Origin of the sequence: Microbacterium sp. Ag1 (assembly GCF_001005635.1) — a bacterium.
Taxonomy (GTDB): Bacteria; Actinomycetota; Actinomycetes; order Actinomycetales; family Microbacteriaceae; genus Microbacterium; species Microbacterium oxydans.
In genome coordinates this window covers 82,065-107,930 of sequence record NZ_LBCR01000026.1, presented here as the reverse complement: position 1 = coordinate 107,930, position 25,866 = coordinate 82,065, and the positions used below count along the sequence as shown (strand labels likewise).

Genomic DNA, 25,866 nt, shown 5'->3' with positions numbered 1-25,866 from the left:
AGCGCGTAGGCTCGTGCCCATGGGCCGGACGAGATCGCGCGACACCGAGCATCCCCAGGTCCGGCTGGACCACGGCGGCGTCGCCGGCATCGTGCCCTCGGAGTTCACGAGCGGCTTCGAGCTCATCGTCGACGGCACCCCGCAGTCCCATGTCGACCTCGACGACCCGACGCACCTGCACTTCGAGTACATCGTCCGCATGGGCGCGGTCATCGATCAGCTCGCCCCCGGCCCCCTGACCGCCGTGCACCTCGGGGCCGGCGCGCTGACCGTACCGCGCTACATCGACGCGACGCGGCCCGGCTCACGTCAACAGGTGATCGAGCTCGAGGCTCCGCTCGCGCAGCTGGTGCGCGAACACCTCCCGTTGCCGAAGGGAGCGCCGATCCGGATCAGGATCGGCGATGCCCGCGAAGGAGTCGCCAAGCTGCCGAGCGCGCTCCGCGCGAGCTGCGACCTCGTCGTCTCCGATGTCTACTCGGGCGCGCAGACACCCGCGCATCTCACCAGCGTCGAGTTCTACCGGGAACTCGCAGAGCTGCTGGCCCCGGGCGGGGTGCTCCTCGTCAACGTCGCCGACGGGCCGGGACTCGCTTTCGCCCGCCGCCAGGCCGCGACGATCGCGGACGTGCTTCCGGAGGTCGGCATCCTGGCCGACACCCAGGTGCTCAAGGGCCGGCGCTTCGGGAACCTCGTCGTCGCCGCCTCCGCCGCTCCCCTGCCGACGGAGTGGCTGCCGCGCATCCTGGCCGCGGGGCCCCATCCCGCCAAGATCGCTCAGGGCGCCGAGGTCGACGCCTTCATCCAGGGGGCGCGGATCGTGACCGACGCCGACGCCGTCGCCTCACCGCGGCCGGACGCCTCGCTGTTCCTGCGCTGACGCACCGCCCGCTCCCCGCGCGCGACCGGCTCGGACGGCGCCCCCGGAAAGCGATGGCGGCGTGTCGAAATCAGGATGCGGCGGACCAGGGCGCGCCGTCGGGTGGACCCCGCGCACGGAAGGCAGACTGGATGGGGACGCTGCGGAAGGAGAGCAATGAGTTTCATCCGGGGATACGACCAGGAGACCCTCCGCGAAAAGGTCGATCTCGATGAGTGCGAGGCCCGTCTCGCGGAGATCGATTCGCAGCGCAGCCTGCCCGCTCTGCTGGAGCGCGTGTGGCTGCTGAAGGTGCTCGATCGCCTCGACGAAGCGCTCGCACTGGCGGACGAGACGGTGCGCCAGGCGCGCATGGCGGGGACTCGCAAGGACGTGCTTCGCGCACGCGTGCTGCACGCGACGATCCTGCAGTATCGGGGTGCGCACGCCGCAGCGGAACAGGAGCTCGCGACCTGCGCCGCCGAGGCCGAGGGCCAGCGGTGGCTGTCGATCGCGGCCTTCGCGTACCAGCACCATGGCAAGAACGCCTACGACGCCGGCGACTACGAGACCGCGCGCGAGAGCTTCAAGCAGTCGCTGTTCCTGCGTCGCGAGTCCGGGGCCGAAGACAGCGAGCTCGAGACCGCGCTCCTGGCGATCGAAGCGGTCGAGCGTCGGCGCCCGCCGCAGCTCATCCCCGGCTGAGGCCCGGCGCGGCCGCGATGTCACCGGCATGGCTTAGCCTGATCGCATGGCGGAACTTGACCGTGTGCGCGTCTGGGGCGAGGCACTGATCACGCTGCATCTCGACGACAGCTGGTCGTTCGGCTTCGACAACGCCAAGCGTCGGGCCGGTCAGTGCGACTACACGAAGAAGCGGATCACCGTGTCGCGCTACCTCGCCGCGCGCTTCGACGACGACGACATCCACCAGGTGCTGCTGCATGAGGTCGCGCACGCCCTCGCCGGCCACGAAGCCGCCCACGGACCGATCTGGAAGCGCGTCGCCCGCGACCTCGGCTACGTCGGCGGCACCACCCATCGCGGCGAGACGGCGGTGGAGCTCGCGCCCTGGGTGGGCAGCTGCCCTGCCGGGCACGTCACGTACCGGCACCGCCGGCCCACGAGGCCGACGTCGTGTGCACGCTGCTCGCGCACATTCGACTCCCGGCACCTGTTCGCCTGGACCCGACGTGAGATCACGAGCGACGTGCGGCTCGCCGCGCAGCTCCCGCGCTGACCGCGACTCACCTGTCGGAGTCGTCGACGCCCTCCGTCTCGACCGGTGCGGATCCGTCGATGCTCTCCGCCGAGCTGCGCCGGCGACGCACCAGCGCCGCGATCGCGCGCCAGCCGACCAGGAACACCCCCAGCACGAGCGTCGCGACGATGATGAAGGGCACCTCCGCCGTATCACCGCTCAGCACGCGGATGAGCATGCCACCGGCGACCGTCACGATCCAGACCACCGCGCCCCACAGCAACGACCAGGGGCGGCGGGGTCGACCAGGCAACAGGGCCGCGAGGGCATGCCCCACCAGGAGGGCGATCAGGAACGGCCATGCCGTGAGGAGGAACCCGGCGGGGTTCTCGTCATGGGAGGCGCGACCGATCGCCGCGAAGATCAGCACGAGCACGACGTCGACGACGACAGCGGGAAGGTACCTCATGACACGACCCTACGTGTCCTCGCCCGCACCGGCGCCTGCCCCGCGGCATCCGGCACACATCTGCGTGCCGGCGGGATCGCTCCGGACGGGCCGAGGCGACATCACTCGAAGCGGGTGAACACCCCATCACGCAGCACGGGGACGACGTCGACCGCGTCGAGCACCGCCGCGTCGGCGACCGTGGTGGGTGTCAGTCCTGCTGCTTCGATGCGGGCCGTCGCCGCGATTCCGCCCGCGATCTCCCGCCCGGAACCGCTCGCCCCGACCATATGCCGCACGGCGGCGCGGAGCGCGTGGAACCCCTCGGCGGCGACCGCGGCGTCCGGGGCCGTGTGATCGATGCCCCGAGCCGAGAGAGCGGCGATGACCGCGCCCGCACCGAGCTGGTCTTCCACGGCGAACCGGAGAAGCTCGTTCTCGTCGAGCTCGCCCGCCGCGATGACGGCGACGGAGGTGCGTGCCTGCCGACGCTCCTGGATGGTCTGCACCGCGCGAGCGACGGCGCCGGCGTTGCGGATGCTTCCCACGAGCACCGTCGAATCGCGGGAGGCTGCGACCGCGACCGCCGCGCCGTTGCGCGACCAGGTCTCCGCCTCGGCCAGGCCGACCTCGGCGCCGGACGCGACGGCGTCGACGACGATCGAGGAGAACCTCAGCACATCGACGACCACGACGACGTCGGCGCCGGCGAGCCGGTCGAGACCGGCTGTCCCCCAGTCGAGGCGGACCTGATACGTGGACTGATCGAACGGCGACGGCACCCGACCAGCCTAGAGGCGTCAGTCGGCTGCGAGAGCCTCGACCGGGGCCACCCTGGTCGCCAGTCGCGTCGGCGTCGCGGCCGCCACCAGCGTGAGCACCGCTGTCGCGACGACGATGATGACCACGGGAACCCACGGGATCTGGGGCGCGACGAGTCCCGCCGGTGTGAAGTCCGGCAACGTCGGCACCGAACCGAGCAGCGACTGCGCGGCGATCCAGCCGTACACGACCCCGAGCACGAGGCCCGTCAGAGTCGCCGCGACCGTGATGTGCGTGGCTTCGAGCAGCACCATCCGTCGCACCTGGCGATTCGACAGACCGATCGAGCGCAGCAGTCCGAGCTCCCTGCGTCGCTGCACCACTCCGATCGTGAGGAGGTTCACGAGGCCGACTGCGGCGATCACCGCGGAGACGGCGACCAGCACCATCATCACCGCCGCGAAAGCGTCCATCGGGGCGAAGAACTCCGGAGGGACCTCTCCCGTCGACTGGCTCATCATCAACGCCTTGGCCGATTCCAGGGCCACGGCGAACATCGTCACCAGGGTCACACCCATCACCACGCCGATCGCCATCCGCGACGAACGCTCGGGGTATCGCAGCGCGTTCTCGGCGGCGAGGCGAGCGGTGGCGCTCGACCCGAACATCCGGCCGACCAGACGCAGCACGGGCGGCATGAACAGCACGGATCCGAGCGCGAGGCCGGTGAACGAGAGCACACCGCCGACGAACGCCACGACGACGCCGAGCGGCGTCATGAGCCCCACCAGAACCCCGCCGACCAGGAGCAGCGCACCGGCGATGAGCAGCACCCAGGCGCCGATGTGCCGGCCCGGCTTGCCGGAGACCTCGTCGAGGGTGCGCTCGACCGAACCGCCCAGCGACTGCAGCGGGGTCACCGCGAGCACGCGTCGGGAACCGGCCCAGGCCGCCGCCCATGTCGTGAGGGCCACCCCGATCGCCGGAAGCGCCACGAAGGGCTGAGCGAGGGAGAAATCGGACGGGGCATTGGTGATCAGCTGCCCGCCGATCTGCACTCCGACGGCCGCGAGCCCGATCCCGACCAGCAGGCCGATCGCTGCTCCGAGGAGTCCGACGACGAGTCCCTGCCTGCCGACCTCGGCCCGCTGGGAGCGCGCGGTCGCTCCGATCAGGCGCATGAGCGCGATCTGCCGCGTACGGCCGGCGATGATCGTCGAGAAGGTGTTGGCGGTGACGATGGCCGCGACGTACATCGCGACGACGGTCAACAGGACGGAGAGCAGGGCGACGACGAAGGCGAGAGTCTCGCTGTCGCCGATGAACGGATCGTTCTGCAGCACGGCGCCGATGTAGGCGGTGATCTCCACGAGGAGCACGCCGAACGCCGCGGACAGTGCCGCGACCAGGATGCTGGCGCCCATCCCGCGGTCGCGCAACCACGCGAGTCGGGGTCCGGTCGCCCGAGTCTCGGGGACGACCGTGGCGACGGCGCTCATGCGGCCACCTCCGCGGCGAGCATGTAGGCCGAGATCTCCTCAGCGGTCTGACGGGGGTGGTCGGCGACGATGCGTCCGTCGCCGAGGTAGAGCACGCGGTCGGCGTGGCTGGCGGCGATCGCGTCGTGCGTGACCATCGCGATCGACTGCCCGTGCTCGCGGCTCGCGGTGGCGAGCAGGCGCAGCACCTCACGGCCGGTCTTGGAGTCGAGGTTGCCGGTGGGCTCATCGGCGAACACGAGGTCGGGCGCGGTGGCGAGGGCGCGGGCGATGGCGACACGCTGCTGCTGACCCCCGGACAGCTGGTGCGGTCGGTGGGAGAGCCGCGAGCCCAGGCCGAGCGTCTCGACGAGCCCGTCGATGCGCGCCCGCTCGATCGCACTCGGACGACGACCGTCGAGCTCGAACGGGAGCATGATGTTGCCGAGGGTGTCGAGCGTCGGGACGAGGTTGAAGGCCTGGAAGATGAAGCCGACCCGGCGACGCCGCAGGATGGTGAGGTCGATGTCGCCCAGGCCGGTGATCTCGGTGTCGCCGATCCACGCGCGTCCCTCGGTCGGGCTGTCGAGTCCCGCCATGATGTGCATCAGGGTCGACTTGCCGGAACCCGAAGGCCCCATGATGGCGGTGAACTGCCCGCGGCGGATGCCCACGCTGACGTCGTCCAGTGCGTGGACGGTGCCCTCGCCGGAGCCGTAGGTCTTCTTCAGGTGCTGGACGCGGGCGGCGAGCCCCAGGTCGGTGGTCGTGATCTCCATGTCCCCGACGCTATTTCCGCCGCCCGTGGCGGGTCATCGCCCGCGGGGCTCATCGGCATACATCGCAAGGATGATCCCGTCACACCCAGGCGTGCGTCAGGCGAGGCGTGCGTCAGGCGAGACGTGCGTCAGGCGAGACGTACGTCAGGGGATGTCTGCGTCAGGCGAGGCCGTGCTCGAAGGCGAACACCACGAGCTGCACCCGGTCGCGCAGCGCCAGCTTGCTGAGGATCCTGCTGATGTGCGTCTTCACCGTCGCCTCGCTCAGGTACTCCCGGCTCGCGATCTCGGCATTCGACAGCCCTCGGGCCGCGAGCGCGAAGATCTCCCTCTCCCGGTCCGTCAGGTCGGCATACTGCGGCGGAACGGGTTTGGGAGCCTCGGCGAAGTGCTCGAAGAGATCGCGGGTCGCCGAAGCAGCGATCACGCTCGACCCGGAGTGCACCGTGCGGATCGCCGCGAGCAGGAACTCGGGGTCGGCGTCCTTGAGGAGGAATCCGCTCGCGCCCTGCCGGATCGCCCTCGCCGCTGCCTCATCCAGATCGAACGTGGTGAGCATGACGACGCGCGGGGCATCAGGGCGGGTCAGGATCTCCGCAGTCGCCGTGAGCCCGTCCATCACCGGCATCCGGATGTCCATCATCACCACGTCGGGGCGGGTCGTGCGGACGACGTCGATCGCCTCCTGGCCGTTGCCGGCTTCGCCGACCACCTCGAGGTCGGGCTGTGACGCGATGAGCATCCGGATTCCGGCACGGAAGAGCGCCTGGTCGTCGACGAGCACGACTCTGATCATTCGGAGACTCCGATCGGGAGCGTGGCGTGGACGACGAACTGTGTCCCTCTGCGCTCGGCTTGCAGACTACCGCCGACGAGCTGCGCACGCTCACGCATGCCGATGAGCCCGTGTCCGCCGGGGACGGAGGTCGCCTCGCTCGCGACCGTGTTCCGCACATCGACGTCGACGCGGTCGGGAAGCCAGGCGATGTGCACGTCGACCGCGCCGTCTCCGTGGCGGATCGCGTTCGTGAGCGCCTCCTGGAGGATGCGGTACACGGCGAGCTGGATCGCGGCGGGCGGCTCCCCCGGCGGCATCGGATCCACGGTGACGCGCGGCTCGATCCCGGCCTGCCGCACCTGCGCGAACAGCGCCTCGAGGTCGGCGAGCGTCGGCTGCGGACCGTCGCCCTGTCGATGCCGCAACTGCGTGAGCAGCATCCGTACGTCGCTCAGAGCTCCGCGCGCGGTCTGGGCGATGGTGCCGAGAGCCTCGGTCGCCACTTCGGGCTGCACCGCGGCCGCGTACCTGGCACCGTCCGCCTGGGCGATCACCACGGCCAGCGAATGCGCGACCACGTCATGCATGTCGCGCGCGATGCGCACCCGTTCCTGCTCCTCGGCGGCGAGGGACTCGGCCTGCAGCTGGGCCGACCTCGTTCGGCGCGCGCGCAGCACGACACGCCACAGCAGGCCGCACACCCAGGCGAAGCCGAGCGCCATGACCGAGAGCACGAGGAGCAGCGTCCCCGTGGTGATCTTCTGCCATCCGTCGCCGGTTCCGAACGCCACACCGTTGACGATCACCATGAATACGGCGGCCACGAGACCGCCGAAGAGCGCTGAACCGAATCCCCACCAGAGCACCCGGCGCGTCCCCCAGGCGGAGGTCGCGTACAGCACCAGCAGGATCGCGACGTCGATCGGCAGCGGCCCGAAACCGGCGATCATCTGCAGCACGGCGCCGGCCCAGGCAGCGGCCAACGCCCATCCGGGCGCGAGCCGTCCGATGGCGACGGCGCCGGACATGAGCACGCTCGCGAAGACGAGGATCACGATCGCCGCGCCGCCGACGGCCGGGTTGTCCGTGACGGGCCCGTAGAACACCAGCGACATCGGTGCGAGCACGAGGAAGAGCAACGCCGCCCCGACGATGTCGAGGATCAGCGCGGTGCGGGAGAGCGGGCGGATCACTCCCCCACGCTACGCGAGCGTCTGCGCGTGGGCATCCGTCGAGGGATGTATCCGTGCCAGGTCAGGCGCGTGCGACGATCTCGCCGTGCGGCACCAGGTACCAGCCGTCGCCGTCATCGGCCCAGCGCTTCCAGGCGTCGCTGATCTCCTGTAGATCAGCGGGCGTCGCCATGTCGCTGTCGACGAGCTGCCGTGCGAGCGCGGATTCGAGGATACGGTCGGCCCACATGCCGCCCCACCAAGCCCGCTCTTCCGGAGACGCGTAGCACCAGGTCGACGCCGTCGCCGAGATGTCGGTGAAGCCCGCAGCGCGTGCCCAGGCCAACAACCGTCGTCCCGCATCCGGCTCTCCGCCGTTGGCCCTGGCCGCGGCGCGATACAGCGCGAGCCACCGGTCGAGCTCCGGCAGCACGGGGAACCACACGAAGCCCGCGTAGTCGGCATCGCGTGCGGCGACGACGCCGCCCGGAACCGTGACGCGGCGCATCTCGCGCAGAGCCTGCACGGGGTCGCCGACGTGCTGGAGCACCTGGTGCGCGTGCACGACGTCGAAGGATTCGTCGGGAAAGCTCAGCGCGTGCACGTCTTCGACGGAGAACGACAGGTTCGTGAGGCCGCGATCGGCGGCGAGCCGCTCCGAGAGGGACAGGGCGTTCTCGTCGATCTCCGTCGCTGTCACGTGCGCCACGATGCCGGCGAAGTCGACCGTGATGCTCCCAGGACCTGCGCCCACGTCGAGAAGTCGTGTGCTGGCCCCGAGGTGCGGACGGAGGTACTCGGCGGAGTTCGCGATGTCGCGGACGTTGTGCGAGCGGAGGACGGTTTCGTGGTGTCCATGCGTGTACGAGGCCATGGGGTCAGTCTGGCAGAGCGCTTCGAGACCGGTCGTGGCACGCCTCAGCGCAGCTCGGCGACCATCCGTCGGAGGGACTCGCGGTCGGGCTTGCCCGAGGACAGCACGTCGATCTCGTCGACCACGATCAACCGTGCGGGCCTGGCATGCTTGCCGAGCTCTTCCTCGACCGCGTCCCGGGCGTGCGCGAGCTGCTCGGACTCGCTGCGCCGGAGCACCTCCCCCCGCGCCGCCACGATCACGGATGCCTCGCCCCACCGCTCATCCTCCACGCCGACCACCACGGCCTCGTGGAGACCGGGGACGCGGCGGACGACCCGCTCCACACGGTCGAGGGAGATGTTGATGCCGCCGGAGACGATCACGTTGTCGGCCCGGCCGTGCACGCGCACGGTGCCGTCTTCGACGAGGCCGAGGTCGCCGGTGCGGTACCAGCGGATGCCGTGCTCATCACGCACGAAGGTGCGCGCGGTCAGTGCCGCATCTCCCAGGTATCCTTCGGCGAGCATGGGCCCGGCGATGCGCAGCTCTCCGTCCACCGTGCGGACGCCGACCGTGTCGAGCGGTACGCCGTCGTAGACGCATCCCCCGCTGGTCTCGGTCGAACCGTAGGTGCGCACCAGTCGCACCCCGAGGTCGGCTGCTCGCTCGCGCAGCGGCTCGGGAAGAGACTGGCCGCCCACGAGGATCGCCCGATACGCCGTCAAGGCCGCGCGGACCGACGTCTCGTCCGCGGCGTCGAGCAGCGTCGAGACCTGGGCGGGCACGAGCGAGGTGTACAGGTCGGGCATCCCCGTGCTCGACGACGGCCGCATCATCTCGTACGTCGCCTCGGCGAAGACCTGCGGCGAGAATCGCCCCTCGATCCGTGTGGGCTGCGTACCCGCGAGGATCGACCGCACGAGCACCTGGAGCCCGGCGACGTAGCCGGCGGGCAGTGCGAGCAGCCAGCGCCCGCTGCCGATCCGTGCCGCCGTCGCCTCTGCGCTCGCCCTCAGCGCCTCCCCGCTCAGGGCGACGCGCTTCGGGATGCCGCTCGATCCCGACGTCGCGATCACCGCCGCGAGTCCGTCCGCCACGTTCTCCGGGGCATCGGCCACCATCCCCAGCCCCAGAGCGGGGCCGCCGTCGAGCGCCCGCTGCAGGGCCTCCCGCAGCAGAACCGGGTCTTCGGCATCTGTGGGGATCAGGGCGGTCATGCGTGTCTCCGACTCTGTGGGACCGACGGACTCAGTAGTGCCAGGGGAAGGACGACCAGTCGGGGTCGCGCTTCTCGAGGAAGGAGTCGCGCCCCTCGACGGCCTCGTCGGTGCCGTAGGCGAGGCGAGTGGCTTCGCCGGCGAAGACCTGCTGGCCGACGAGACCGTCATCGACCGCGTTGAAGGCGAACTTCAGCATCCGGATGGCGGTCGGGGACTTGGTCAACACGGTGCGCGCCATCTTCAGCGCCTCGCGTTCGAGGTCGACGTGCGGCACGACACGGTTGACCGCACCGGCCTCGTACGCGCGCTGTGCGGAGTACTCCTCCGCCAGGAAGAACACCTCTCTGGCGAACTTCTGTCCGGTCTGACGCGCCATGTATGCAGAGCCGTATCCGGCGTCGAAGCTGCCGACGTCCGCATCCGTCTGCTTGAAACGCGCCTCTTCCGCCGAGGCGATCGTGAGGTCGCACACCACATGCAGGGAGTGGCCGCCGCCGGCCGCCCACCCCGGCACCACCGCGATGACGACCTTCGGCATGAAGCGGATGAGCCGCTGCACCTCGAGGATGTGGAGTCGACCGACCGCCGCGCGGCTCGCCCCGTCGACGATCGCCGTCTCGGCGTCGGAGTACTTGTATCCATCGCGACCGCGGATGCGCTGGTCGCCACCGGAGCAGAACGCCCAGCCGCCGTCCTTCGGGCTCGGTCCGTTTCCCGTGAGCAGCACCGCACCGATGCGCGCATCCTGTCGGGCGATGTCGAGGGCACGGTAGAGCTCGTCGACCGTGTGCGGACGGAAGGCGTTGCGCACCTCCGGCCGGTTGAAGGCGATGCGCGCGACTCCGCCGTCCCGCGAGACGTGCGCGGTGATGTCGGTGTAGTCCTCGGCGCCGGGCGCGAGCACCCATTCGGCCGGGTCGAACAGGTCGGAGACGAAGGCATCGGTCACGGCATCCACCCTATTCCTGTTGCTCCGGTCGTCTGTTCGCGCGGGCGGTCTTGAGCCAGCCGTCGACGATGTCCCACCCGACCCCGATCGCGACGCCGAATCCGAGCAGCACGGCGAGGATCCTGAACACCCCGCCTTCGTCGGCCGATTCCGCCTGACCGGCGGCGAAACCCTCGCCACCGGCCGTCGCGATCTGTGCGAGGAACTCGGGGTTCACGAGCTGATCCGTCAGCAGCAGGATCACGACCCAGGCGAGGAAGGCCAGGGCCAGCACCGTGTTCGCCACGGCGAGACCGATGCTCCATCGCCGCCGCCGGTGGAGCACCAAGGCGAACACGACCTCCGCCGCGATCAGCACGAATAGAACGCCGATCCCCCACGGCCACAGCTGGGGGTTCAGGATCGGCAGCGCCTCACCGTCCACCTGGACGAAACCGCGGAAGCGGTCCCAGAACAGCGCTCCGACACTGATGCCGAGGAACACCAGCGAGGCGATCAGCTCGCTGCGGCCCACCCCGTCGTCGGTCGGCTCGGGAAGCTGATCGACATCCCATCTCACCCCGGTGTCGGTACCGGCTCGCTCCAGGATCACGAAGACCAGGGTGGTCCAGAAGCACAGGTGGAGAATCGTGCCGCCGGTCGCGAGGAGCGACGTGGACATGATCTCCCCGATCGGGGCCGCGGAGATCGTCAGGCCCAGCGCGACGGCGGCGAAAACGCTGACAGGGACGAACTTGAGCAGCAGGATCAGCAGACGCCACCAGGTGAGGTAGTAGCGGGGCCCGATCATGTACAGGGGGCGGTCGGCATAGCCTGCCGCGAGAGCGCCGGGATCGCCGAGCTCGGTGAGTACCGCGCGTTCGGCATCCTCGGGCGCTTCTCCCTGCTCCACGCGCGCCTCGACCGCGTCGGCGATGGAGGCTTCGAGCTCGGCACGGACATCCGCCTGCGCTTCCGGCGGCAGACTGCGGATCGTGGCGCTGACGTAGCGTTCGGTGAGAGTGGTGGTCATGTCAGTTCTCCTCTGAGGTGAGGGAGGCGATCGCCGCCGTGAGCGACCGCCATTCGTCGGTGAGGGCGTCGGCGAGGCGGACGCCGGCTTCCGAGGTGCGGTAGAACTTGCGGGGACGCGCCTCGTCGGTGTTCCACTCGCTCGTGAGGTACTCCTGCTTCTCCAGACGGCGCAGCAGCGGGTACAGGGTGTTCGCATCGGTGGCGAAACCGCGCTGCTCGAGCATCTCCAACAGCGCGTAGCCGTATCCCGGCGAGCGCAGCAGCTGCAGGCAGGCGAGCACCACGGTGCCGCGCCGCAGTTCCTGCAGGTGGATGTCGAGCGTTTCGTTCATGCCCGTCACATTACTGTGTGTCGCACACTATCGTCAACCGCACACCGAAATGAGACTCACCCCTCCACGGGGCACGCCCGCAGGGCGACTCGGAGCAGAATGGGCACATGATCCCGCCGCTCGCAGACCTGCTCGACTCGGCCAGGGTCGTCGCCCTCCCCATGCACAGCCGCTTCCGTGGCGTCGACACACGGGAGGCACTGCTCTTCGAGGGGCCGGAAGGCTGGGCGGAGTTCTCCCCGTTCGTGGAGTACGACGACGTGGAGGCGGCGACCTGGCTGGCTGCCGCGATCGACTTCGCCTGGAATCGTCAGCCGACCGCGCTGCGGGATCGCATCGGCGTCAACGCCACGGTTCCGGCCATCGAGGCGTCACTGGTGCCCGAGCTGCTGGCGCGCTTCGCCGGCTGCCGCACGGCCAAGGTGAAGGTCGCCGAACCAGGGCAGACGCTCGCCGACGATGTCGCGCGCGTCCGGGCGGTGCGGGAGACGATGGGTCCGGAGGGCCGCATCCGCATCGACGCGAACGGCGCCTGGAACGTCGACGAGGCCGAGCACGCGGTGCACGCCCTCGGCGAGTGCGACCTCGAGTACGTGGAGCAGCCGTGCGCGACGGTTCCCGAACTGGCGGAGCTCCGAAGACGCGTGAAGTACATGGGCATCCCCGTCGCCGCCGACGAGAGCGTCCGCAAGTCGTCCGACCCCCTCGCGGTCGCCCGCGCCGGAGCCGCCGACCTGCTCGTGATCAAGGCGCAGCCCCTCGGCGGGATCACGCACGCCCTGCAAATCGTCACCGCCGCCGGCCTTCCCGTCGTGGTCTCGAGCGCGCTGGACACGGCCATCGGCCTGTCCCAGGGTGCCGCCCTCGCCGCCGCGCTCCCGACGCTCGACTACGACTGCGGGCTCGGAACGGCTTCCCTGTTCCTGGACGACGTGGCAGATCTTCGCCCGGTCGACGGCTCGATCCCCGTCGGCCGCGTGACGCCGGACGCGGAGTCGCTCAGCCGGCTCGCGGCGCCCGACGAGCGTCGCGAATGGTGGCTCGCCCGGCTCGCCCGCTGCTACGGCGAGCTGTCCACGCCGGGCTGAATCCGCGGAACCAAAGCCCGGCCTACGACTCGATGAGCAGCTGCACCAGGCGCCCGAGTTCTTCGCCACCGGAGTGCCGGAGCTGGGCATCGTCCTGTCCGGCCATCGCCCCGCGCACGGTCATCCCCTCCCAGATGATCATGAGCATGCGGGCTGCGACCACCGCGGGCAGTCGCAGACGCAGCAGACCGGCCGCGACGATGTCGTCGACGATCTGGGCGATGCTGGCGACCATCTCCCGCTCCTGCGCGAGGTATGCCTCGCCGAACTTCGCGTCGCGCAGCGCACGGATACGGATCTCGCTGAGCAGCATGACGCCGAGCCTGTCGTCGCCGCCGAGCTCCATGATCTGCTGCACGAGCTCGATCGGATCGCAGCCTTCCACCAGGGCACCGGCGGCCGTCAACTCCTCCACACGGGTGCGCACGGCGTTCACGCGCACCTCGGAGACGCTGGCGGCGAGCATGAGGAACAGCTCATCCTTGGACTCGAAGTTCGAGTAGAACGCGCCGCGCGTGAATCCGGCGCGCTCGCACACCGCCTCGACCGACGCTCCATCGAGCCCGACCTCGGCGAAGACCTGCGCCGCGGCTTCCAGCAGGCGAGCGCGCGTGTTCTCGCGGCTGCGGGTTGCGGGTGTCGACATCGAAACCTCCTAGCCCTTCACTCTCGCATGATTCACACCCCGCACACAGGCTTGGCCGGGCGGGTCACCTTACGATACATCTATGTATTGGATACACCTGTGTATCCACCCCGCACCCCTCGGAGGAACGCGTGTCCACTCTCCTGTCCTCGCTCGGACGCTGGTCCTTCCGGCACCCGTGGCGGGTCCTCGTGTCCTGGTTGCTCGCGCTCGGCATCGCCGGCGCCGGAGCGCTCGTCCTGGGCGCCGGAACCGACAACACGTTCTCCATCCCCGGTACCGAGTCGCAGGCGGGGCTCGAGCAGCTCTCGCGCTCGTTCCCGCAGGTGAGCGGCACCAATGCGCAGTTCATCGTGGTCGCCGCCGACGGCGACAAGATCACGGACGCCGAGTACCAGGACGACATCGAGGGCGCGGTCGATGAGCTCGGCGACCTCGACGGCGTGCTCGCTGCCACCTCGCCGTACGACGAGATGGTCAAGGGCATGATCAACGACGACGACACCGCCGCCATCGTGCGCGTGCAGTTCGACGGCGAATCCACTGACGTCTCCGAGGAGACGAAGGATGCGCTGCGCACGGTCGTGAGCGACCTGGGAGCCGAACTCCCGACAGGGTCCCAGACCTCGCTCGGCGGAGATCTGTTCGCGATCTCGATCCCTGGCGTCACGCTCACCGAAGCCGTCGGACTGCTCATCGCCCTGCTGGTGCTGATCGTCACGTTCCGCTCATTCGTCGTGGCCGGCCTCCCCCTGCTCACCGCGATCCTCGGTGTCGGCATCTCGATGGCCGGCATCTTCACCGCGACCGCGTTCGCCACCGTATCGTCCACCACCCCGCTGCTGGCTCTCATGCTCGGGCTCGCGGTGGGTATCGACTACGCACTGTTCATCATGGCGAGACATCAGGACCAGGTGCGCGACGGCGTCGACCCGGAGGAGTCGGCCTCCCGTGCCGTCGGCACCGCCGGATCCGCCGTCGTGTTCGCCGGTGTCACCGTGCTCATCGCCCTGATCGGCCTCGGCTTCGCCGGCATCCCGTTCCTGACGACCATGGGTATCGCCGCCTCCGCCGCCGTGGCCGTCGCCGTCGCTATCGCCGTCACCCTCACTCCCGCCCTGCTCGGCTTCATGAAGGGCAGGGTCGTCGGGCGCCCGAAGAAGGTCAGGACCCCGAAGACGAACAAGACCGCCGCCGGTCAGGCCGACGACTCCGTGCCCTCGAAGCCGGTCGTCCCGGTGAAGGGCAGCGCCCGGTGGGTCGGCGGCGTCATGAAGCACCCCGTGCTGGTGTCGATCGCAGTGGTGCTCGGACTCGGGATCGTCGCCGTCCCCGCGCTCAGCCTCGACCTCGCTCTGCCGAACGCCGGCGTGCTACCCAAGGACAACGAGGCACGGCAGACCTACGACCTCGTCGGCGAGGAGTTCGGCCCCGGCTTCAACGGTCCGATGATCCTGACGGGCACGATCGTCACCTCCACCGATCCGCTGACGCTGATGGAGGACCTCGGCGACGCGGTCGCGAAGGTCCCCGGCGTCAAGGAGGTCGCCCTCGCGACCCCGAACGAGACCGCAGACACCGGGATCGTGCAGATCGTGCCGGAGACCGCGCCCGACGACCCCGCGACCGCCGACCTCGTGCGCGAGCTGCGCAGCCACCACGATGAATGGCTCGACGAGTTCGGCATCGACCTCAAAGTCACCGGCTTCACGGCCGTCGGCATCGACATCTCCGACCAGCTCGGCAACGCGCTGCTGCCCTTCGGCATCTTCGTGATCGGCCTCTCGCTCATCCTGCTGACCATCGTGTTCCGATCCCTCTGGGTGCCGATCACCGCCGCCATCGGCTATCTGTTGTCGATCGTGGCCGCTTTCGGTGTGGTCGGCGCCGTGTTCGAGTGGGGCTGGTTCGCCGATCTGCTGCATGTCGCCAAGGTGGGACCGATCATCAGCTTCATGCCGATCATCCTGATGGGCGTGCTGTTCGGCCTCGCCATGGACTACCAGGTGTTCCTCGTCTCCCGCATGCGCGAGGACTTCGTGCACGACAAGGACGCGAAGAGTCCCGACCGCGCCACCCGCAGGGCCGCTGCCCTCCGCGCCGTGCGCAGCGGCTTCACCGGCTCGGCGAAGGTCGTCACGGCGGCAGGACTCATCATGTTCGCGGTGTTCGTGGCCTTCGTCCCTGAGGGCGACTCGTCGCTCAAGCCCATCGCACTCGGCCTCGCCGCCGGCGTCGCGTTCGATGCCTTCCTGGTGCGGATGACGCTGATCCCCGCCCTCATGGCCATCCTGGGCGAGCGCGCCTGGGAGCTCCCGCGCTGGCTGGAGAAGATCCTCCCCCGCATCGACGTCGAGGGCGAGGCCGTCGAACGGGAACGCCACTTGGCCGCGTGGCCGGGCGACGGATCGGTCGTCGCCGCCGACGACCTCGAGATCAGCGCGGATGCGCCGCTGATCGAGAACCTGTCGATGCGGATCCCGGAGGGCGGTGCCCTCATCGCGACCGGTGGCGACCACCGCAGCCGCCGCGCACTGGCTCTGACGATCGCGGGACGTCTGACCCCGACGGAGGGACGACTCAGGGTTGCGGGGCACCTCCTCCCCGGCCGCGCCGCCTGGGTGCGCGCACATGTCGGTTGCGTGCTGATCGACGATGCCGACACAGGGCTCGACGATCTCGCAGAAGCCCTGCGCGGAAAGTCATCCATCGTCGTGATCGACGGGATCGACCGGCTGAGCAGCGGGCAGCGCGACCAGGCGACGGCGATGCTCCGCGATGCTGCAGCGACCCGCACGATCGCAGTCTTCACCACCGCATCCGATGCCGACTCGGCACGGACGACCCTCGCCGAGGCCGGATGGCCAGACGCCCAGACACTCGACACGCGCGCCCCTCGCCGGAGCGCCGCAGAATCCACCGAGGTGACCGCATGACCCTCCCCATAGAGCGCGCGCGCTCCCGCAAGCCCATCACGTGGCTGACCATCCTCGGGGTGCTGCTGCTGCCGGCGGCGGTCGGCGGCATCCTGGTCGCGGCACTACAGAACCCGATCGAGCGGCTGGACTCGATGACCGCGGCGATCGTCAATCTCGACGAGCCCGTGACCATCGACGGCCAGATGACCCCGCTCGGACGTCAGCTCGCCTCGGGCCTCGTCGAGGGATCGGACGACCTCGATTCGAACCTCACGTGGGTGATCTCGAACAAGGACGACGCCGCTGACGGACTCGCCGACGGCTCTTATCAGGCGGTCATCACGATTCCCGAGGACTTCTCGTCCGCCGCCACCTCGGCCGGGACCGCGATCTCCGACGGCGGAGGGAAGGCGGAGAAGGCCACCATCGAGGTGACGACCCCGAAGGACGGACTCGTCGCCGACGACCTCATCACGGGCCAGATCGCCGACGTCGCCGCTTCGACCATGGGCACGATGCTCTCCGAGGCGACGACCGAGAACATCCTGGTCGGCTTCACCACGATCGGCGACCAGATCGGCGAGGCCGCAGATGGTGCCGTCAAGCTCGCGAACGGAGCACGCGACGCCGCCACCGGAGCCGCGGCGATCCCGGACGGTGCGGCGAAACTCGCCTCCGGCGCGGGTGAGCTCAGCACGGGTGCGTCCTCACTCGCCTCGGGGCTCGACACGATCGCGGGCAAGGCCCGTGAAGCTGCGGCGGGTGCGGGACAGATCGGGTCCGGGCTGGCGGCTGGTGGTGCGGAGCTGCAGCAGAACGTCGGCGGGGTTCAGAAGCTGGTCGGGGCCGTGCAAGGCGCTTCCGCATCGGCGCAATCGGCAGCGACCGGCTCGGTAGCGCTCGCGCAGCGTCTGGGCGGCCTGGCTCAGCAGGCATGCACACCTCCGGTCACCGACCAAGCGCAGTGCGATCTGTACTCGTCGCTTGCAACCGACGCCGGAGCTGTCGCGAAAGACGCCGGCACGGCATCGGGCATCCTCACCAACGACGAAGTCGCCGGTGGTGTCGCAGCCCTCCCTGGCACCTTCAGCACTCTGGCGTCCAGCATGTCCCAGGCCGGCGCTGGCGCCACGCAGCTGTCCTCCGGCCTCACCCAGCTCGCCGACCAGGGTATCGGGGCATCCGCCTCTGGCGCGCGCAGCCTCGCATCCGGTGCGGCCCAGCTCTCCGGCGGCGCGACCGCTCTCGCCGACGGCGCGACCGAGCTCACGACCGGACTCGACACGCTGGCGACCGGCACGGGCGACCTCGCGGGCGGGCTGCGCACGGCATCCGACTCGCTCCCCTCGTTCAGCGACACCGAGTCGAAGTCGCTCGCCTCGGTGATCGCCGACCCGGTGTCGTCGAACTCGTCGGTGGACACGATCTTCGGCCCCACCGCGATCCCGCTGCTCGCCGCGGTCGTGCTCTGGTTCGGTGGACTCGCGACGTTCGTCGTGATGCGCGCCCACACCGCTCGCACGCTCACCTCTCGACGGTCTTCGGCGGGTCTGACGCTGCGCGCGTTCGCTCCGGCGGCGCTGATCGGTGCCGGTCAGGGTCTGCTCGTGTCGTTGATCGTGCAGATCGTGGCGAGCTACGACGCGGGCACCTGGTGGGCCTTCGCGGGCACAGCGGTCCTCGCCGGAGTGGTGTTCGCCGCCGTCAACCAGGCTCTCGTCGCGGTGTTCGGCGGCGTCGGTCGCTGGATCTCGGCCCTGGTGGGAGTGCTCGCCGTAGCGACGGGCCTGATCTCGACCGTGCCGGACTGGCTCGCCGGCATCGGTGCGGCACTTCCGACGGCCCCGGCCTTCGCAGGGCTCATCACGGCCAGTGGTTCGGCCGTCGCCGCGCTGGTCGTCTGGGGCGTGCTGTCACTCGTGGCCACCACGCTCGCCGTGACGCTGCGACGCACCACCTCGGCCAAGGCGGTCCTCGCCACCACCTGACTCCCTCCTGCTCTGCCCCCTCCCTGCCCTGCCCTGCCAAAACGGAGACCATCTCCCCTCAGCTCAGCGCGTCGGAATGTGACGCGCTGAGCCGTGCGCGTGACGGTCTCCGTTTTCGCATGCGGTGACCAGGACCTAGGCTCCTGACATGCGTCGACCGTTCATGGACACCCCCGACCAGCTCGAGAGCTTGGAGGGGCAGCAGTACCTCGTGCTCCGGCCCACTGTCGAGGTCGCCGATACCTACCGGGAAGTGCAGGACACTGCACTCGCACGTCTCGGCGCTCCGGTACGACGACCGCACACCGGGCACGTCACGCTCCGAGGCTTCTACGAGCCCGAGCGGCGCGACGAACTCGCCACGCTGATCCGCTCCTGGGCGGCGCAGCAGACGCCGATCGAGATCACCGCCGAGGCCGTGGACGAGTTCCCCACGCCGTGGAGGATCCTGATCGTGCGCCTCGCACGCACCGCATCACTCGTCTCGGCGTACTCGTGCCTGACCACCGCGCTGGATGCCACGGACTTCCGCCGCCTGGGCGAGCTGCCGTTGGAGGAGTGGACCTTCCACCTCTCGGTGCTCTACGGCAAGACTCTCGACCCGGAGGTCTGGTCGCACTTCGCGCAGCCCGAGTCGCGTGCTCTCGAGCCTGCGCCCGCTGAGACCATCACCGAAGCCGAGCTGGTCTGGTACGAGGACGGCATCGAGCACGCCGAGGTCCTGCCGTTGGGAGGCTGACCCCCACTCCCCACTCCCACTCCGGCCGAAACAGAGACCTCCCGCACTCTGCCCCGCGTGTCCTGTGTGGACGCGCCGGGCCTGATGCAGGAGGTCTCTGTTTTCGCAGCTGAGTGTTCGCGGCCGGGATTTCGCAGCCGAGTCGTCGCAGCCGAGCGCGGCTCAGCTCAGGCCGGAGTAGGCGTGCAGACCCTTGAAGAAGACGTTCACGATCGTGAAGTTGAAGATCACGGCCGAGAATCCGACGATCGCGAGCCACGCCGAGGGGTTGCCCCGCCAACCGCGGGTAGCCCGTGCGTGGATGTAGCCGGCATAGATGACCCAGATCACGAAGGTCCAGGTCTCCTTCACGTCGAAGCCCCAGAAGCGGCTCCAGGCGTAGTACGCCCAGATGGAGCCCGCGATGAGAGTGAAGGTCCAGAGGATGAACCCGATGATCGTGAACATGTACGCCAGGCTCTCCAGGCGCACCGCGTTCGGGAAGGTGCGGAGGAAGCCTGGGCCCGTCTTGGTCGCCCCCTCGCCCAGCAGGCGCTCACGTCGCGACTGCATGAGCTGGATCACCGAGAGAGCGAAAGCCAGCGCGAAGAATGCCGTCGCGAGCGAGGCGACGAACACGTGGATGACGAGCCACACGCTCTTCAGCGGGTCCATCAGCGGCGAGACGTCGACGTAGAAGTTGGTCGCTCCGAGGCCGAGCAGCACGACGACGAGGCCCGTGATGAACGTGCCGAGGAACCGCAGGTCGATACGCGTGAGCACGACGAGGTACACGGCGATGATGAGCAGCGTGCCCATCATCGCGAACTCGTAGAGGTTCGCCCACGGCACACGACCGGCGGCGATGCCACGCGTGACAGCGGACGCGAGGTGGAACAGGAAGCCGAGTACCGTGAGCGAGGTGCCGATCCTGGCCATCACGAATCGCTGCGGGGCGGAGCCCGCATTAGACCCGCCCGACGCTGCGGGGATGCTTGCTCCGCCGGCCCCTACGAGCACCGACTCCCGCACGTTCTGTGCATCGGCCGTCGCCTGCGAACGCCGCGCGAGATCGAAGGCATAGGCCACGAAGGCTGCCGCGTAGATCGCGATCGCCGTCCACAGCAGGACCGGCGAGATCACGTTGAGCTCGAGCATGGTGTCAGTCTACTTTCCGGGTGTCGGTTGCCGGGGCTTCCACCTCGGCGGACTTAGTCGCGATGTCATCAGCCACGGTGTGATCGTCCGCGGTGTCGTCGGCAGGGTTCTCGCCGTCCTCGGCCCGCACCGTGGTGCCGCCTGCCGCGTCGAGCAGTCGGGCGTGGCCGGCGACGAGGTCGTCCACCGCTGCCGCGAGCGTCGGGTCTTCCCCACGGGCGAGCGCCGCGTATTCGAGGGCGACCTCGCCGTCCTGCGCCGTGGCCTTGACCCACACACGTCGCCGCGGAACGAACAGCGCGATCATGAGACCGCCGAGGGCCAGCAGCGCGAAGCCGAGCACCCACACACCTGACTCGTCACGGTGGATCTGCAGCGAGGCGAAGCGCTTCACCGACTGGGAGGCATCCGTGGCGCCGGCCGGAGACTCGTCCTCGAAGGTCACCGAGCCGAGGCCGTTCGGCAGCTGCGCGGTCTGCCCGGGGGCGAGCTCGATCGACTTGACGTCGGTGGTGCGGCCCGTGAGCTTCGTCATGCCAGTGGTGTCGAGCACGTAGACGGAGCGCGGCACACCCTCGTTGATGCCGAGGTCACCCGTGTACACGTTGAGCGTGAGCGTCGGGTTCGTGAGGTCGCCGTACGCGGAGAAGAACGCACCGCTCTCGAGCACACCCGTGGTCGGGTAGAAGAACCCGACCAGGCCGACCTGCTCGGCCAACCCGTCCGGCACCTTGAGCACGCCGAGCGAGCTCATGTTGTTGTCCTGCGGCAGGAACGGCGTGCTGTTGGTGAACACGACATTGCCCTCGGGATCGCGCACCGTCACCGTCGGCGCGTAGCCGTTGCCGAGCAGGAACACGTCGTCGTCGGCGACGCCGAGGGGCTCGTTGACCTTGACGGAGCCGGTACGTTCCTCGCCGTTCTCCTGCACGGTGACGTTGGCGGAGAAGTCGCCGGCCTGACCGGACCCCGGCTCACCGAACGGCTGGTAGGTCACGTCGAAGGAGTCGAGGCGCATCGAGTACGGGGAGAACGCGTCGTCGCCCACGAACCGTCCGCGGTTCATCGAGTCGTAGTCGAGGAGCGTGTTGGCGAAGGTCTCGCCCTCGACCAGCACCCGCTGCCCGGTGTAGGAGAACCCACCGCCGATGCCGACCGTGACCAGCACGCCGACGAGCGCGAGGTGGAAGAGCAGGTTGCCGGTCTCTCGCCAGTAGCCGCGCTCTGCGGAGACCGAGAACGTGCGTCCGCGGTCGTAGCGCTCCACCCGGTAGCCGAGGGCCTTCAGCTGCTTCGTCGCGACATCGATGGACGCGGCCGCCTCCGCTTCCGCGTCGCCGGTCTTGGTTCCGGAGTCCGCCGCGGGATCGCGCGTGACTGCGCGGTAGTCCTCGAGGCGCTGCAGCCGGGCGGGGGTACGCGGCGGGCGGGCACGCAGCGCCTTGGCGTGGTGTTTGATGCGCGGGATCACGCAGCCGACGAGCGAGGCGAACAGGAGCAGGTAGATCGCGGAGAACCACGGCGACAGGTAGACGTCGAAGAGCTTGAGGCCGTCGAGGATCGGGAACAGGTCCGGGTTGTCGCGTTCCCACTGCGTCACACCGTTGGGGTCGGCCATCCGCTGCGGGAAGATCGAGCCGGGGATCGCCGCGATCGCCAGGACCAGCAGCAGGATCAGTGCCGTGCGCATCGAGGTCAGCTGACGCCAGCCCCAGCGCAGCCAGCCGACCAACCCGAGGCGCGGCTGGGTGATCGAGTCGTCTCCGTCGACGTGGTCGGACGGGCGGAGCGGATCGCTGGAGTCGCTGTTCGCGGCACCCTTGTTCTTGGTCATGACCTTCTCAGTGCGGGGAGTTTTCTCGGGATGGATGGGCTTGTCGGGACGGCTATCATCTCGTTCGCTCGTCTCGGGATCGTCAGAGCGGGAGGATGACACTGCCGATCACCGCCGTCAGTCTCGACATGATGTCGGTCCAGAGTCCGGTGACCATCAGGACGCCGAGGAGGAGAAGCATCACGCCGCCGATGATGTTCACCACCCGGATGTGCCGACGCAGGAACCCGATCGCCTTCGTGGCCCAGCCGAAGCCGAGCGCGACGAGCAGGAACGGGATACCGAGGCCGAGCGAGTAGGCAAGACCGAGGAAGCCTGCCCGCACCGGGTCACCGGCATTGAACGACAGCGCGAGGATCGCCGCGAGCGTCGGCCCCATGCAGGGAGCCCATCCGATACCGAGCGCGATGCCGAGGAGCGGCGCCCCGACGATTCCGGCTCTGGAATCCACGTGGAAGCGGAATTCCTTCTGCGCGAACCCGAACAGCCCGAGGAAGACCAGGCCCATCCCGATGATGACGACGCCCAGGATGCGGGTGATCAGGTCGCCCCACTGCAGCAGGAAGACCCCGGCCGTTCCGCCGAGCACGGTGTAGAGGATGAAGACGATCGTGAAGCCGAGGATGAACAGCAGCACTCCCCCGACGAGTCGCCCCCGCGTCGCGGTTTCTGCCGTCTGCGTCGTCGTCCCGCCTTCCCCGCTGGCAGCAGCGGTCGACCGAGGTGCGACGGCACCGCCGAGGAAGCCGAGATAGCCGGGAACGAGTGGGAGCACGCAGGGAGACAGGAATGAGACGAGTCCCGCGAGCATCGCGACGGGAATCGCGATCCAGAGGGCCCCGGAGCCGATGATCGCTTCGGGACTCATGAGCCGTCCTGCTTGCTCACGAGTCCTCCGCGAGGGCGTCCTTGACGAGCGTGGAGAGGATCGACTTGCCGTCGATGGGCCCGATGATGCGCGCGGCGACGCGCCCCTGCTTGTCGAGCACGAGCGTGGTCGGTGTCGCGGCGATCGGCGTCTCCTTCGCGAAGGCGAGCTTGGCCTGAGCGGTGTCGACGTCGATAAGGCTCGGGTACGTGACGCCGTACTCGTTCGCGAAGGCAACGGCGGTGTCGGCCTGGTCGCGGGTGTTGATGCCGATGAACGCGACGTCCTGATCGCTGAAGTCCTGCCAGACGCCTTCCAGATCGGCCGCTTCAAGACGGCATGGCGCGCAACCGGCGTACCAGAAGTTGACGACCGCGACCTGACCGGCGATGTCGGCGCTGTCGAACTCCTCGCCCTTCTCCGTCACGCCGCTGAACACGACGGGCTCGCCGCGCTCGGCGACGGGGATCTCGACGATCGCGCCGTCAGCGGCGACGTAGCCGGTGTTCTCGCCGTTCAGGAAGGATTCGCTGACGGGATCGGGAGCGCACGCGCTCAGACCGATGGCGAGCACCGCAGCGAGCGCGGCACCGACCGCACGACGCGAACGTCGGGTGCGGGAGGAGCGGCCGCTGCGGATCTGACGGACCGTCGAATCGCTTGGCACGACTCCGAGTTTACGCAGAGGATCCTATGCGCGAGCCGGAAACGTGACCTCCTCCGACGCCCCTCAGAAGCGCGCCAGGATGTCGTCCACACCCGCCCGGAAGCGTGGACATGTGGCGATGTCGTGGGCGCGGCAGCCCATCGCGTGCTCGGTCATCTCGCGCGACAGACGCATCTCCTCCATGCGCCTGTCGATGTCGTCCAGGTGCTGCTGCAGCACCTGATGCCGCCCTGCACTCCCGTCATCGAGCAGCACGGCGATCTGCTCGAGCGTCATCCCTGCAGCCTTGCTGCGCTGGATCACGGCGATGCGCACGACCTCGTCCTCGCCGTAGCGCCTCCGCCCGGCAGCGTCGCGCGGAGGGGTGAGCAGCCCCACCGACTCCCAATGCCGCAGAACGTTCGTCGGCAGGTCGAAACGGGTCGCGACATCGCCGACGGACCACGGATGCTCGGAACTTGACTTCATGTTGACATGAAGTCACAGACTGGCGTGGAACGCAACATCCAGAGGAAGGACCACCATGTACGACGCCATCGTGATCGGCGCAGGACCGGCAGGGCTGCAGGCCGCTCTGACCCTCGGACGGATGCACCGCTCCACGCTCCTCCTCGACTCGGGCGAGTACCGCAACGGCACCGTCCTGCACATGCACAACATGATCGGGGAGGACGGTGCCGCCCCCGCCGGCCTCCGCGCGACCGCCCGAGAGGAGCTCGCCACCTACGACGACGTGGAGATCCGCGACATTGCGGCGACGAGCATCACCGGCGTCGAGGACGCGTTCGCGGTAGTCATCGCCGACGGATCCGTGGTCGAGGGGCGCCGGGTCATCCTGGCCACCGGGGTCGCCGACGATCTTCCGATCGTGTCCGGACTGCAGGAGCTGTGGGGCACGCTCGCCTTCAGCTGTCCGTTCTGCGACGGGCACGAGCACGCCGGCAAGGACATAGCGATCGTCGGCGCCGCGCCCCGCGCCGAGCACCTCATCGGGTTGCTGGGGAGGATCGTCGCGAGCATCACAGTCGTGCCGGTCGAGGAGGCGTTCACGGACGAGGACATCCGCACGCTCGAGGCGAAGGGCGCGCGGGTGAGTCGCACCCCCGTCGCTTGCGTCGAGAAGGTCGAAGGCGGCGTGCTCGTCCGCACGGACGACGACGAGCGTGTGGTCGCCGGAGTCTTCATCGCCGCAGGGGCGATGCGTCAGCGGGCGCCGTTCGCCGCGCAGCTCGGACTCGGCATGCTCGAGTCCGGGTGCATCGAGATCGACGAGTTCGGACGTACCTCGCACCCCGGGGTGTTCGCCGCGGGCGACCTCGCCCACCGTGCGACCCTCCCCGGCCCGATGGCATCCGTGCTGCTGGCGGCCGCCGCGGGTCAGCTGGCCGCTGTCGGCATCATCCAGTCACTCCTGGCCGCCGAGCACTGACCCCGTTTCGAATCGCGCACGTGGTTCCATCCGTCGCCGGAATGGAACCACCTGCGCGATTCGGAAGTGGGGGTCAGACCGCGCCGACGTCGACGGCACCGCCGGTCGCGGCAGGCTCGACATAGGCGACCTCTCGCCAGACGTCACCGACGCGCTCGAACGAGGTGACGCTGGACAGCGCGCAGCGTCGGGTGCGTGGGTCGTGTTGCAGCGGAAGCCCCGCGACGCGGAGGTGCGTGATCCAGATGGGCGCCTGGTGCGACACCATCACGACGTCTCCATCGGGTGCCGCATCCCACGCCTCGTCCATGACACCGAGCATCCGCTCGGCGATGGAGGAGTAGGGCTCGCCCCAGCTGGGAACCGAGGGCTGGCGCAGATGCCACCAGTTCAGGGGGTTCATCAGGGAACGGCGCATCTGCGTCCCCTCGAACACGTTCGTCGGCTCGATCAGCCGGATGTCGATCTCCGGCACGAGGTCGAACGTCGCGGCGAACGGCTCGGCCGACTCCTGGGCGCGTTCGAGAGGTGACGCGTACAGCGCGGAGACGGGACGGTCGAGCGCGGCCACATGGTCGGCCGCTGCTGCGGCCATCCCCCGACCCGCGTCGCTCAGGTGGTAGTCGGGAAGACGTCCGTAGAGCACGCGGGCCGGATTGTGCACCTCACCGTGTCGCACGAGGTGCAGCCGGGACGCCGTCATG

26 protein-coding genes are annotated in these 25,866 nt (G+C 69.3%); 8 read left to right on the top strand and 18 right to left on the bottom strand.

Annotated features, from left to right (window positions below; translation table 11 throughout):
* Positions 1-19 precede the first annotated feature (19 nt).
* The 3 genes from AAY78_RS05515 to AAY78_RS05505 all read left to right on the top strand — a co-directional run bounded on the left by AAY78_RS05515 (position 20) and on the right by AAY78_RS05505 (position 2,099).
* Entirely contained in the window at positions 20-880 is an 861-nt protein-coding gene (locus AAY78_RS05515) for a spermidine synthase (protein ID WP_046747336.1), read from the top strand.
* Between the two features lie 156 nt (positions 881-1,036).
* Positions 1,037-1,564: a hypothetical protein gene (locus AAY78_RS05510; protein WP_046747335.1), complete on the top strand. Its 528-nt coding sequence runs from the start codon at positions 1,037-1,039 to the stop codon at positions 1,562-1,564.
* Positions 1,565-1,610: 46 nt separating this feature from the next.
* Entirely contained in the window at positions 1,611-2,099 is a 489-nt protein-coding gene (locus AAY78_RS05505; RefSeq protein WP_046747334.1) for a SprT-like domain-containing protein, read from the top strand.
* 7 nt (positions 2,100-2,106) lie between these two features.
* Here AAY78_RS05505 and AAY78_RS05500 read toward each other — a convergent pair whose 3' ends face one another.
* The 11 genes from AAY78_RS05500 to AAY78_RS05450 all read right to left on the bottom strand — a co-directional run bounded on the left by AAY78_RS05500 (position 2,107) and on the right by AAY78_RS05450 (position 11,848).
* Entirely contained in the window at positions 2,107-2,529 is a 423-nt protein-coding gene (locus AAY78_RS05500) for a DUF3054 domain-containing protein (protein ID WP_046747333.1), read from the bottom strand.
* A gap of 101 nt (positions 2,530-2,630) precedes the next feature.
* Entirely contained in the window at positions 2,631-3,290 is a 660-nt protein-coding gene (locus AAY78_RS05495) for a 2-phosphosulfolactate phosphatase (protein ID WP_046747332.1), read from the bottom strand.
* A gap of 18 nt (positions 3,291-3,308) precedes the next feature.
* Positions 3,309-4,769 (bottom strand): ABC transporter permease, encoded by a 1,461-nt coding sequence (locus AAY78_RS05490; RefSeq protein ID WP_046747331.1) that lies wholly within the window; start codon positions 4,767-4,769, stop codon positions 3,309-3,311.
* Positions 4,766-5,527: an ABC transporter ATP-binding protein gene (locus AAY78_RS05485; protein WP_046747330.1), complete on the bottom strand. Its 762-nt coding sequence runs from the start codon at positions 5,525-5,527 to the stop codon at positions 4,766-4,768. Before AAY78_RS05485 ends, AAY78_RS05490 begins: the two co-directional genes overlap by 4 nt.
* A gap of 160 nt (positions 5,528-5,687) precedes the next feature.
* Complete coding sequence (locus tag AAY78_RS05480; protein WP_046747329.1) at positions 5,688-6,323, bottom strand: response regulator; 636 nt, start codon at positions 6,321-6,323, stop codon at positions 5,688-5,690.
* Positions 6,320-7,498, bottom strand: a complete 1,179-nt coding sequence (locus tag AAY78_RS05475; RefSeq protein ID WP_046747328.1) for a sensor histidine kinase — start codon at positions 7,496-7,498, stop codon at positions 6,320-6,322. Before AAY78_RS05475 ends, AAY78_RS05480 begins: the two co-directional genes overlap by 4 nt.
* 61 nt (positions 7,499-7,559) lie before the next feature.
* A complete protein-coding gene (locus tag AAY78_RS05470; RefSeq protein WP_046747327.1) occupies positions 7,560-8,351 on the bottom strand; it encodes a class I SAM-dependent methyltransferase in 792 nt (263 codons plus the stop codon).
* A 44-nt stretch (positions 8,352-8,395) separates the two neighbouring features.
* A complete protein-coding gene (locus tag AAY78_RS05465) occupies positions 8,396-9,550 on the bottom strand; it encodes an AMP-binding protein (protein WP_082108580.1) in 1,155 nt (384 codons plus the stop codon).
* Between the two features lie 31 nt (positions 9,551-9,581).
* On the bottom strand, positions 9,582-10,502 hold the full coding sequence (locus AAY78_RS05460) for a 1,4-dihydroxy-2-naphthoyl-CoA synthase (protein WP_046747434.1): 921 nt from the start codon (positions 10,500-10,502) through the stop codon (positions 9,582-9,584).
* A gap of 10 nt (positions 10,503-10,512) precedes the next feature.
* On the bottom strand, positions 10,513-11,514 hold the full coding sequence (locus AAY78_RS05455) for a permease prefix domain 1-containing protein (protein WP_046747326.1): 1,002 nt from the start codon (positions 11,512-11,514) through the stop codon (positions 10,513-10,515).
* A gap of 1 nt (position 11,515) precedes the next feature.
* Entirely contained in the window at positions 11,516-11,848 is a 333-nt protein-coding gene (locus AAY78_RS05450) for a PadR family transcriptional regulator (RefSeq protein ID WP_046747325.1), read from the bottom strand.
* Positions 11,849-11,955: 107 nt separating this feature from the next.
* Between AAY78_RS05450 and AAY78_RS05445 the strand changes: the two genes are divergently transcribed.
* Positions 11,956-12,936, top strand: a complete 981-nt coding sequence (locus AAY78_RS05445) for an o-succinylbenzoate synthase (RefSeq protein ID WP_046747324.1) — start codon at positions 11,956-11,958, stop codon at positions 12,934-12,936.
* Between the two features lie 22 nt (positions 12,937-12,958).
* Here the strand turns inward: AAY78_RS05445 and AAY78_RS05440 are convergent, their stop codons facing one another.
* On the bottom strand, positions 12,959-13,582 hold the full coding sequence (locus AAY78_RS05440; RefSeq protein ID WP_046747323.1) for a TetR/AcrR family transcriptional regulator: 624 nt from the start codon (positions 13,580-13,582) through the stop codon (positions 12,959-12,961).
* Between the two features lie 131 nt (positions 13,583-13,713).
* Here AAY78_RS05440 and AAY78_RS05435 point away from each other — a divergent pair, with 131 nt between their 5' ends.
* The 3 genes from AAY78_RS05435 (at position 13,714) to AAY78_RS05425 (ending at position 19,227) form a co-directional block, all read left to right on the top strand.
* The gene (locus AAY78_RS05435; RefSeq protein WP_046747322.1) at positions 13,714-16,518 is read left to right on the top strand and encodes an MMPL family transporter; all 2,805 of its coding nucleotides are present in this window, start codon (positions 13,714-13,716) and stop codon (positions 16,516-16,518) included.
* On the top strand, positions 16,515-18,488 hold the full coding sequence (locus AAY78_RS05430; protein WP_046747321.1) for a YhgE/Pip domain-containing protein: 1,974 nt from the start codon (positions 16,515-16,517) through the stop codon (positions 18,486-18,488). Before AAY78_RS05435 ends, AAY78_RS05430 begins: the two co-directional genes overlap by 4 nt.
* Before the next feature lie 148 nt (positions 18,489-18,636).
* A complete protein-coding gene (locus AAY78_RS05425) occupies positions 18,637-19,227 on the top strand; it encodes a 2'-5' RNA ligase family protein (RefSeq protein ID WP_231589662.1) in 591 nt (196 codons plus the stop codon).
* A gap of 162 nt (positions 19,228-19,389) precedes the next feature.
* On the opposite strand, the gene ccsB is transcribed toward AAY78_RS05425, so the two are convergent.
* From ccsB to AAY78_RS05400, 5 genes are all read right to left on the bottom strand, one after another.
* On the bottom strand, positions 19,390-20,364 hold the full coding sequence (gene ccsB / locus AAY78_RS05420) for a c-type cytochrome biogenesis protein CcsB (protein WP_046747319.1): 975 nt from the start codon (positions 20,362-20,364) through the stop codon (positions 19,390-19,392).
* Between the two features lie 4 nt (positions 20,365-20,368).
* Positions 20,369-22,198 (bottom strand): cytochrome c biogenesis protein ResB, encoded by a 1,830-nt coding sequence (resB, locus tag AAY78_RS05415; RefSeq protein WP_046747318.1) that lies wholly within the window; start codon positions 22,196-22,198, stop codon positions 20,369-20,371.
* Between the two features lie 82 nt (positions 22,199-22,280).
* A complete protein-coding gene (locus AAY78_RS05410) occupies positions 22,281-23,066 on the bottom strand; it encodes a cytochrome c biogenesis CcdA family protein (protein ID WP_046747317.1) in 786 nt (261 codons plus the stop codon).
* 16 nt (positions 23,067-23,082) lie between these two features.
* The gene (locus AAY78_RS05405; protein WP_082108579.1) at positions 23,083-23,733 is read right to left on the bottom strand and encodes a TlpA family protein disulfide reductase; all 651 of its coding nucleotides are present in this window, start codon (positions 23,731-23,733) and stop codon (positions 23,083-23,085) included.
* A 63-nt stretch (positions 23,734-23,796) separates the two neighbouring features.
* Complete coding sequence (locus AAY78_RS05400) at positions 23,797-24,201, bottom strand: MerR family transcriptional regulator (protein WP_046747316.1); 405 nt, start codon at positions 24,199-24,201, stop codon at positions 23,797-23,799.
* A gap of 55 nt (positions 24,202-24,256) precedes the next feature.
* Here AAY78_RS05400 and AAY78_RS05395 point away from each other — a divergent pair, with 55 nt between their 5' ends.
* Positions 24,257-25,162 carry an NAD(P)/FAD-dependent oxidoreductase gene (locus AAY78_RS05395; protein WP_046747315.1) on the top strand — a complete coding sequence of 302 codons (906 nt, stop codon included), beginning with the start codon at positions 24,257-24,259 and terminating at the stop codon, positions 25,160-25,162.
* Between the two features lie 73 nt (positions 25,163-25,235).
* Here AAY78_RS05395 and AAY78_RS05390 read toward each other — a convergent pair whose 3' ends face one another.
* On the bottom strand, positions 25,236-25,865 hold the full coding sequence (locus AAY78_RS05390) for a histidine phosphatase family protein (RefSeq protein WP_046747314.1): 630 nt from the start codon (positions 25,863-25,865) through the stop codon (positions 25,236-25,238).
* Between the last annotated feature and the right edge of the window lies 1 nt (position 25,866).